The following is a 9,330-nucleotide window of genomic DNA, read 5'->3' as shown; positions in this document are numbered from 1 at the left end:
GAATTCCAAGAATTCCAAGAATTCCAAGAATTCCAAGAATTCCAAGAATTCCAAGAATTACGCTCACCTCAAAAAAATCATAGTTAAAATTTAGCAAACTCAGGACCCGATTGCTAAAATTTTATAAAATTTATATAAAAACCTTGACATATTGCCACTCAATGTTGTATAATACTAGCAATCTTAACGAAAGAGTGCTAAAGGTGAAAACGAATAAACGTGATATGATCCTGGAATCCATCATTTCCGCCTATCTTGATAGCAATACCCCGATCGGATCTTCAGAGCTGGGTGAGCGTATGGGCGTAGCGATGTCAGCGTCTAGCATCCGAATTTATTTTAAGCGCTTAAGCGATGAGGGGGCTTTGACGCAGCTTCATGTAAGCGGTGGTAGAATCCCCACAGTTGCGACGATGCAGGATTACTGGCGCGCTAGGCTTAGCTTCGACGATGAGTTAAAAATAGACGATGCTCGCGAGCTAGAAGCGGTGCTTGAGGATTTTGAAATTTACTGTATGATTTTCAACGCCGAAAACGAAGCCCTAAGCGAAGTTATCAATCACGATAATCGCTTCATAATCCTTGCATTTAGAACGGATGAGATTATCTTAAAATACGATTTTAGAGTTTTTAAATTTCTATCAAATTTAATAGGAATTTCACTCGGAGATTTGGAGATAGCTTCGATACAGATCGGTCTACGCGAGCTTAGCACCAAAATTAAAGAGCTAAAAAATTCTAAAATCGAATTTCTTTGTAACGAGGTCGTAGCGTATAAAATTTTCAAAGACGAGCGGTTTAAAATTTTACTCAACCCCTCGATCGCCGTAAATTTTACTAAAAATTTGATCTTCGCGCCCTACTTCGAGCACGGATTTATGGGGATCAAACGCCCCGTGAAATTCGAAGGCGAGGACGCTACGATGATCTGCGCAGGCAGCGTTTATGAGAATTACGAGAAATTTTTTAACTACGCTAAAGGAGTAGCATGAGCCATAAATTTAAAGAGCACGGCGATAAAAACGCAGCGTGCGATAGTGAAGAAAAAGAAGTTTGCGAGCAGTGCGCGTCAGAGGCAAGCGAGCCGCAAGAGGCGCAGACATGCGACGATACTGACGCGCAGATACAAAAGCTTCAAAACGAGCTGAGTGAGATCACTGATAAATTTTACCGCGCCAATGCGGATTTTGAAAATCTCAAAAAACGTTTGGAAAAGGAAAAAGATAGCGCTGTTGCTTACGCTAGCGAGAGCTTTGCAAAAGATCTACTGCCGATAATCGACGCGCTTGAGGAAGCCGCCAAAATTGATGTGGAAGGTAATGAGCTTGCGGATAAAATTGAGGTCGGCGTAAAACAATGTCTAAGCCTTTTTACAAAGACTTTTGAAAAATACGGTATCGTTCCGATAGCGACGGATGCGGGATTTGATCCTAGCGTGCATAACGCCATCTCGATGATTGAAGCCGAAGGCGCTAAAAAAGGCGATATCGTTCAAGTATATCAAAAAGGCTATATGTATAAGCAGCGCGTTTTGCGCGCCGCTATGGTAGTAGTGGCGAAATAATCGTCCAAATTTTAAAATTTTAAATTCAACACAAAGGATAAAAAATGGCAAAAGTCATAGGCATCGACCTAGGAACAACAAACTCGTGCGTAAGCATATTCGAACGCGGCGAGAGCAAGATCATACCGAATAAAGAGGGCAAAAACACCACTCCGTCGGTAGTCGCTTTCACCGATAAAGGCGAGGTTTTAGTAGGTGACAGTGCCAAGCGCCAAGCAGTCACTAACCCGGAAAAAACGATCTATTCGATCAAGCGCATCATGGGTCTTATGATGAATGAAAAAAATGCGCAGGAGGCCAAAAAGCGCCTACCGTATAAGATCATCGACCGAAATGGCGCGTGCGCGGTAGAAATCGCGGGCAAGGTTTATACGCCGCAAGAAATTTCAGCCAAGGTGCTGATCAAGCTAAAAGAGGACGCCGAGGCGTTTTTGGGCGAGCCGGTTGTCGATGCGGTCATAACCGTGCCTGCGTATTTCAACGACAGCCAAAGAAAGGCGACGAAAGAAGCAGGAACAATCGCGGGCCTAAACGTGCTTCGTATCATTAACGAGCCGACCGCAGCAGCGCTTGCGTATGGGCTGGATAAAAAAGAATCTGAAAAGATCGTCGTTTACGATCTAGGCGGCGGTACATTCGACGTAACCGTGCTAGAAACCGGCGATAGCGTCGTAGAAGTTTTAGCTACCGGCGGTAATGCATTTTTGGGCGGCGATGATTTCGATAACAAACTGATCGACTTTTTAACCTCGGAATTTCAATCTGAAACAGGCATCGACTTGCGCGGCGATGTCATGGCTATGCAACGCCTAAAAGAGGCTGCGGAAAACGCCAAAAAAGAGCTAAGCAGCGCGATGGAAACGACGGTAAATTTACCTTTCATCACTGCTGATGCCACCGGTCCAAAGCACCTAATGAAAACCATCACTAGAGCTAAATTTGAAAGTATGATCGATTCTTTGGTAGATGAGACCATAAGCACTCTCAAAAAGGTCGTAAGCGATGCAGGTCTTAGCATGAACGACATAAAAGAGGTCGTCATGGTTGGCGGCTCGACGCGCGTGCCACTCGTGCAAGAGGAGGTCAAAAAGGCTTTCGGTAAGGAGCTAAACAAGAGCGTAAACCCTGACGAAGTCGTAGCAATCGGCGCGGCGATCCAAGGCGCGGTCATCAAAGGCGACGTAAAAGACGTGCTACTACTCGACGTTACTCCGCTAAGCCTCGGCATCGAAACCCTAGGCGGCGTAATGACTAAGATCATCGAGAAGGGAACTACAATACCTACGAAAAAGTCTCAAACCTTCTCGACAGCAGAGGATAATCAAAGCGCCGTTACGATCAACGTTTTGCAGGGCGAGCGCGAGTTTGCGAAAGATAACAAATCGCTAGGAAATTTCAATCTTGAAGGCATCATGCCCGCTCCTCGCGGCGTGCCGCAGATCGAGGTGGAATTTAATATCGACGCGAACGGAATTTTAACCGTTTCGGCAAAAGACAAAGCCACCGGCAAGGCAACCGACATCCGCATCACCGGCTCAAGCGGCTTAAGTGACGCCGAGATCGATAAGATGGTAAAGGACGCCGAGCTTCACAAAGAGGAAGATAACAAGCGCAAAGAAACCGTCGAAGCGCGCAACCAAGCCGATAGCATTGCACATCAAACCGAAAAGAGCCTAAGCGAGATGGGCGAGAAGGTGCCGGGCGATCTACGCGCTAAGATCGAGGGCGCGCTAAATGATCTAAAAGCCGTGCTAAAGGATGAAAACGCGAGCAAGGAAGCGATAAACTCTAAAGTAGAAGCCCTAAGCAAGGTCGCCGAGGATCTATACAAGGCTGCCAGCGCAAATCAAGGTGCGCAAGGCGGATCGCAAAGCAGCGGTGCAAACGGCGGTAAAAAAGACGACGATGTCATCGACGCCGAAGTCGAATAGTTCGCTCACACGCAAAGTGAAATTTATAGCCGCGCGCTCGGTAGTTTTGCCTGCGCTTGAAAAGTAATTTTATCGGCGCGCGGCAGAAGCGACCCCATAAACCGCACATAAAATTTCACAGCTTCACAAGCTTGGGCGTTTTTCATACGCCCGAGCTTAACTGCTACTTCAAATTAAATTCATAACAAACTAAAATTTTGAGTCACACATAAATACTATTAAATTTTGCGCTGTATAAATACCGCTAGACATTAAAGTATATCCGAACACGACTGGAATTTCTCCGTACCGATCTCAAATATAGCTGAAATTTTAAGCCTATTGCCTACAAACGAAGCTGCGATAAATTTAAATGTATGGCGAGAAAGTAAAAAATGTATCGTAAAAAGACGCGGTAAAAAGCACCGGTTAAATTTTAGAAGCAAAAGAGCTAAATTTAAAGGCGCGCGGATTGATTTATGAAAAAGCAAAAGCCCAAAGACGGCGCTTCGCCTTTGGGCTTTAAATTTAGCCTTATTTAGCTAGAGCTAATTCTTGCGAGTATTCGCATCAGGGGTGAAAAGCGGCTTATTTAGCAGCTTGAAATCGCCTACGAACTTCTGCCCCTTCTCGCTAGTAATCCATTTGATGAAGCGCTGCGCGTTTTCATAGTCGGCTTTTGGGCAGTGCTTCGGATTGACCGCGATTACGGAGTAAAAATTCTTCAGATCGTTATCGCCTTCGTTGATGATAACCATATCGGGATTGCCCTTTTTATTGTCCTCGTATTTGATGTAGGTGCCGCGATCGGTGAAGGTCACGCCCTTTTGCTCGGCGGCTGCGTTGATCGTAGCGATCATGCCTTGACCGGTTTGGTTATACCATGCCTCATTTTCAGGTACGGCGCCCTCAACCTTTTTCCAAATTCCTTTCTCTTTGTTGTCGGTGCCCGATTTATCGCCGCGAGAGAAAAATTTAATCTTCTCCGCCTTGATTAGCTCAAACGAGCCTTTAAGGTCCTTGCCTTTAAATTTAGGCGCGATCGATTTATCGGCGATGAGGATAAAATCATTATACATAACGGGCGTGCGATCAACGCCGAAGCCTTTTTCTACAAATTCTTTCTCGACCTTCGGCGAATGTACGAAAAGTATGTCCGCATCGCAGTTCTCGCCAAGCTTTAGAGCAGCACCTGTGCCTACCGCCGTCCATTTGATATCGACGCCTGTTTCCGCCTTATACGCAGGATAGATAGCGTCTAATAAGCCCGTATTATCGGTGCTCGTTGTGGTTGCCATCACCAAATCATTGTCGGCGGCAAAAAGGCTCGCACTAAGAGCGAGCGAAACAAAAAATATTTTTTTCATGTTATCTCCTTTAAAAAATATGCTATTATAGCATATAAATTTGCCAGAATAGAACATTTAGGACACAATCTTGGACTTTATTTTAGAAGGAATTTTAAGCGCATTCGGACTGCTTTTTAGCGGCGATGCGGAGACATTTTCGGCGATTAAAGCGACGCTTTATACTTCGAGCATCTCGATACTTTTTGCGATTATAACCGGCTTTCCGATAGGATTTATCCTCGGATTTTACGAATTTCGCGCTCGCAGAACGCTTAGGCTTTTAAGCGACGTCGCACTTGCGATGCCCACGGTAGCGATAGGACTGATACTTTATGCTTTCATCTCCAGAAACGGCCCTTTTGGCGAGCTGGGGCTGCTTTTTACGCTCAAGGCCGTAATGCTCGGGCAGTTTGTGCTGGCGCTTCCCATCATCGTCTCGCTAAGCGCCAGCGTCATCGAAAATATGGACAAAAAGCACTATCTAAACATTATGAACTACCGCCTAAGCCCGCTAAATTTAATCCTTTGCGTGCTTTACGAGCTGCGCTACGCCCTGCTGGTCGTCATCGCCACCGCTTACGGGCGGATCGTCGCCGAGGTAGGCGTAGCGATGATGATCGGCGGCAATATCAAATATTTCACCCGCACGATCACCACGGCGATCTCGCTTGAGACCAACAAGGGCGAGTTTGCGATGGGTATAGCGCTCGCGCTGGTGCTGATTTTAATAGCGTTTGCGGTAAATTTAGCCATCCACGCGCTAAAAAGGCTAGATCGATGAATGCAGATAAGCAAACGCGTCCTAGCAAGAATTTCACGGACAAAAACCGGGCGGAGCGAGAGCGCGAAAATTTTATGAGCGAAAATTTCAAGGGCACAAATTCTATAGGAGAGAATTCTACGAGCGCAAATTCTGCCGCCAATAATTCTGCGAGTGAAAATTCTGCGACCGAGAATTCCATTAGCGCAAATTCTGCGGATAAAAATTCCAAGAGCGAGAATTTCGCGAGTGAGAATTCTGCGAGAAAGAATTTTGCAAATGAGAATTCCGCCGCCGCGCGATCTGTACCCGATAGCGAACTGATCTCAGTGCGAGATCTAGTGCTGCGCTACGGACGGAGCGAAATTCTAAATATCCCTAGCCTCGATCTAAATACGAGCGGCATCACGGCGCTTTTGGGCTCCAACGGCAGCGGCAAATCCACGCTACTGCGGATTTTGGCTTTTTTGCAGCGTCCAAGCGGCGGCAGCGTGGAACTTTGGGGGCAGCGGGCGCCATCTTTGCAGACGCTGCGGCAGACCTGCTTGCTGCTGCCCGAGCCCGTGCTTTTAAAACGCAGCGTGGAGCAAAATTTTAAATTTGCGCTCAAAAGTCGCGGCGCGCTTGCGGAATTTGACGAGCGGGTGGATGAAGCGCTCGGCCTAACGGGGCTTGATAGAAGTTTTTTATCAAAGAAGCATTTCGAGCTTAGCTCGGGGCAGACGCAGCGCATCGCCTTTGCGCTCGCTTTGGCGCAGCGCGCGAAGCTCTATCTGCTCGACGAGCCGACCAACAGCCTCGATCTTGCCGCCTCCAAGCTCTTTGCGCGCGCGATTTTATTTATGCGGAGTCGCTACGGCTGCGGTTTTATCATCGCCAGCCACGACGAGAAATGGCTCAGCGCGATCGCGCAAAGAAGCGTATTTCTGCATCGCGGCAAGATATGCGAGTTTGAATACAAAAATATCTTTGACGTGCAAAACGGGATTTTAAAATTTTCGGATGAAATTTCGCTGCGCCTTGAAGAGGGGCTCGCACGCGCTCGCAAAATCGCGATAAATCCGAGTAAAATTTTATTATCCCAAAGCCCGTTTGAACGCTGCTTTGCGGGGATTTTGCACTCGGTTTCGCTTCAGTACGGCTCCTCTCTACTCATCAAGATCAAGGTGGGCGACGTGCTACTAAAATGCGTCACGGCGCAGGATGAGAGGCGCTGGAGCGCGGGCGAGAGGATCTATTTCGGATTTGAAGACGGCGCGTTTTTAGGGCTGGAGTAATTCTGCGCAGTGCGGATAAGCTTAATTTTGCTTTAGAATTTTTATTCGCGCGGCGCTAATAAATTTCATTTCTGCCTCAAATTTTCACTGCGAACCATCTAGCGCGGCGTACCCAGCGAAACAGAGCATAAAAATTTGCGCCTTTAAATTTTGAAATTTACAGGCAGGGCTTTACCTGGCGGCGCAGTGTGAAATTTTAAAATTCCATTGCTAAGAAATTTTAAAGCTTAGCCGCGAATATAGCTAACGGGATTTTGAAATTCCACAATTTTTAGACGTAGAATTTAAAATTCTAAATTTTAACTCTGCGGAATTTGCCCGCAAATTTATGAACGAAATTATATGTTACTTTGCAGAGCGTGTCGTTTATTTTGCCTGCAGCACAAAGGCGGAATGATAGTAATAATTCCGCGGCGCAAAACCCATGTAAAATTCCAAAAAGATAGCGCGAAATTCCGATAAATTTTAAAAACGGTGCGGAATTTTATAAAATTTCATGAGCTAAAAAAAGCGGCAAAGTCCTAACCCACGCCGCTTAAATCTTCCCGCCGAACATCTCATACATCGCTTTTTCCTCGCCCCAAAGCTCGCGGTGCTTTTTGATGCAGGATTTTATCGCGCTCGCGAGATAGCGCACGTCTTGCTCGGTATGCGTGTAGTGCAGGCTCACGCGCACGAAGCCCGGCTTGTTTTCTGGCATGCGCCCCTCCTTGATACCCAGCAGATCGTGAGCGTAGGGTCCCGCGCACATCACGCCCGCGCGCGTCTGGATACCAAAGTCGTTGCTAAGGCTCGTGGCAAAATCATACGCCGAGACGCCGCGCACGTTAAATGAAAAAATCGGTAGCCGCGGCGCGCCCTTCGGAGCGTAGTTTATGACCTCGTCAATGCCCGCTAGCTCGCCCTCAAAAAGCTGCGCCAGCTCGTCTTCGGCGCTTTTTATCCTCTCAAAGCCCACCTCGTTTCGCAGCGCGTAGGCTAAATTTGCCCGCATGAGCCCGATAATAGGCGGCGTACCGCCCTCCTCTAGCTGCTCGGGATTTTTCAAAAATACGTGCCCTTCGCGGCTGGCGTATGCAACCGTCCCGCCCGCGGCAAATGTCGGAACGTCGCTACTGAGCAGCTCTTTTTTGATCGCCAAAAGCCCGCAGCTAGCAGGTCCGCCAAGTAGCTTATGCGGCGAGAGGAAAGTCGCGTCGAAATGATCGCAATCTAAATTTGCGTGAGAGCTCAGCGCAGCGCAGTCAAAGGCGACGATGCCGCCCGCAGCCCTGATTAGCTCGCTGATCTTTTTATAGTCGCTAACGACGCCCGTGACGTTTGAGGCGGCGCTAAACGAGCCGATGATGCGGCGTGTTGCGTTAAGCTTTAGGATGCGCTCAAGTGCTAGCAGATCGATCTCGCCGCCCTCGCTAAGCGGCACGCGCATGTAGTCGCAAAGCCCCTCGCGAAAGCTAAGCTCGTTTGAATGGTGCTCGTATGGCGAAACGAGCACGAGCGGAAGCTGCGCGGCGCGTAAATTTGCCTCGCCGATCGCGCTTCTGGTCGCAGGCGGCAGATAGATGCCAAGCAACTCCTGAAATTTCTTGATCGCGGCCGTTGCGCCCTGTCCGCAAGCAATGAGACAAAACCGCTCGTCAAGTCCAAGTAACTTTTTTAGGCTCTCGCGCGCGCCCTCGTAGCGCTTCTGCGTGATGATCGCGCTCGAGCTGCTGTCGGAGTGGGTGTTGGCATAGGTTTTTAAAATTTCGCCTATCTCGCGCTCTACGGGCTCGTAAGCAAGCCCCGAAGCAGTGTAATCAAAATAGTGCACGCCCGGTTTTAGGATGATATTTTTTCGAATTTCGTCTAAGCTTAGCATTTGCGGCCTTTAAAATTTAAGTGATTAATTATAGTGAAATTTGGATTAATTTAAGGCTTTCGTGGAGAATTTTAACGCCTCAGCCCGCGCTCGTAAAATAACGCGGCGCAGCGGAGAAATCTAACTGCAAAACCATTAGAATGGATTTTGCGTAATAAACGTAATAAAATTTGGCGAGCAAATTTAACGAGCTGACATCTGCTGATATAAAATTTAAAGTAGTAAAATTTTACAAAATGAAATTTTACTACTACGACTTTTATTACGATCGCGCTGCGATATGTAAATTTAAAAGCTCCGCGCAGTAAAATTCAGACCGTCAAATTCTATATAGCCGACAAAATTCCACTATGCCAAATTTTAAAAATTTTAAAAATTCGGATCCGTAAAATTTTGCAAATTCCGAAATTTTTAAAATTCTGCGAACTCTCTTAAAAGCGCGGATTGCCCACAAACCAATTATCGCGCCGGCGAGCCGCTGCGCATCACAAAGAGCCGCTATTTTGCGGATCTGTTCGCAAGCTGCTCGCGCGGTCATGAAGTGCGCTTTGCGCCTATTTGCCGATAAAATTTTTCTGCAGCCACTCCATCGCTTTTTCTTCGCTTTCA

The 9,330-nt window shown here is 47.2% G+C and carries 7 protein-coding genes; 5 read left to right on the top strand and 2 right to left on the bottom strand.

Annotated features, from left to right (window positions below; translation table 11 throughout):
• The first annotated feature begins 203 nt into the window (after positions 1-203).
• From Q0369_RS03315 to dnaK, 3 genes are read left to right on the top strand one after another with little or no spacing between them, the layout of a single operon-like run.
• On the top strand, positions 204-992 hold the full coding sequence (locus tag Q0369_RS03315) for an HrcA family transcriptional regulator (RefSeq protein WP_297988143.1): 789 nt from the start codon (positions 204-206) through the stop codon (positions 990-992).
• Positions 989-1,564: a nucleotide exchange factor GrpE gene (locus Q0369_RS03310; RefSeq protein ID WP_297881939.1), complete on the top strand. Its 576-nt coding sequence runs from the start codon at positions 989-991 to the stop codon at positions 1,562-1,564. Before Q0369_RS03315 ends, Q0369_RS03310 begins: the two co-directional genes overlap by 4 nt.
• 44 nt (positions 1,565-1,608) lie before the next feature.
• Complete coding sequence (gene dnaK, locus Q0369_RS03305; protein ID WP_298082870.1) at positions 1,609-3,495, top strand: molecular chaperone DnaK; 1,887 nt, start codon at positions 1,609-1,611, stop codon at positions 3,493-3,495.
• Positions 3,496-4,022: 527 nt separating this feature from the next.
• On the opposite strand, the gene tupA is transcribed toward dnaK, so the two are convergent.
• Positions 4,023-4,841, bottom strand: a complete 819-nt coding sequence (tupA, locus tag Q0369_RS03300) for a tungstate ABC transporter substrate-binding protein TupA (protein WP_291937738.1) — start codon at positions 4,839-4,841, stop codon at positions 4,023-4,025.
• Between the two features lie 70 nt (positions 4,842-4,911).
• On the opposite strand from tupA, the gene tupB reads away from it, so the two are divergent.
• Together tupB and tupC are read left to right on the top strand one after the other, a co-directional pair.
• Entirely contained in the window at positions 4,912-5,604 is a 693-nt protein-coding gene (gene tupB / locus Q0369_RS03295; RefSeq protein ID WP_297989751.1) for a tungstate ABC transporter permease TupB, read from the top strand.
• Positions 5,601-6,860 carry a tungstate ABC transporter ATP-binding protein TupC gene (tupC, locus tag Q0369_RS03290; RefSeq protein ID WP_298095930.1) on the top strand — a complete coding sequence of 420 codons (1,260 nt, stop codon included), beginning with the start codon at positions 5,601-5,603 and terminating at the stop codon, positions 6,858-6,860. The genes tupB and tupC overlap by 4 nt, the downstream gene beginning before the upstream one ends.
• Positions 6,861-7,395: 535 nt before the next feature.
• On the opposite strand, the gene Q0369_RS03285 is transcribed toward tupC, so the two are convergent.
• Positions 7,396-8,721, bottom strand: a complete 1,326-nt coding sequence (locus tag Q0369_RS03285) for an aminotransferase class V-fold PLP-dependent enzyme (RefSeq protein ID WP_298095927.1) — start codon at positions 8,719-8,721, stop codon at positions 7,396-7,398.
• Positions 8,722-9,330 lie beyond the last annotated feature (609 nt).

Source organism: uncultured Campylobacter sp. (assembly GCF_938030685.1).
In the GTDB taxonomy this organism is placed as follows: domain Bacteria; phylum Campylobacterota; class Campylobacteria; order Campylobacterales; family Campylobacteraceae; genus Campylobacter_B.
Note: the sequence above shows the minus strand (reverse complement) of the source record. Positions and strands in the feature narration are given on the sequence as shown.

Coding starts and splice junctions, on each gene's coding strand:
- Q0369_RS03310 (WP_297881939.1), top strand. CDS start 989: ATGAGCCATAAATTTAAAGAGCACGGCGATAAAAACGCAGCGTGCGAT.
- dnaK (WP_298082870.1), top strand. CDS start 1,609: ATGGCAAAAGTCATAGGCATCGACCTAGGAACAACAAACTCGTGCGTA.
- tupA (WP_291937738.1), bottom strand. CDS start 4,841: ATGAAAAAAATATTTTTTGTTTCGCTCGCTCTTAGTGCGAGCCTTTTT.
- tupC (WP_298095930.1), top strand. CDS start 5,601: ATGAATGCAGATAAGCAAACGCGTCCTAGCAAGAATTTCACGGACAAA.
- Q0369_RS03285 (WP_298095927.1), bottom strand. CDS start 8,721: ATGCTAAGCTTAGACGAAATTCGAAAAAATATCATCCTAAAACCGGGC.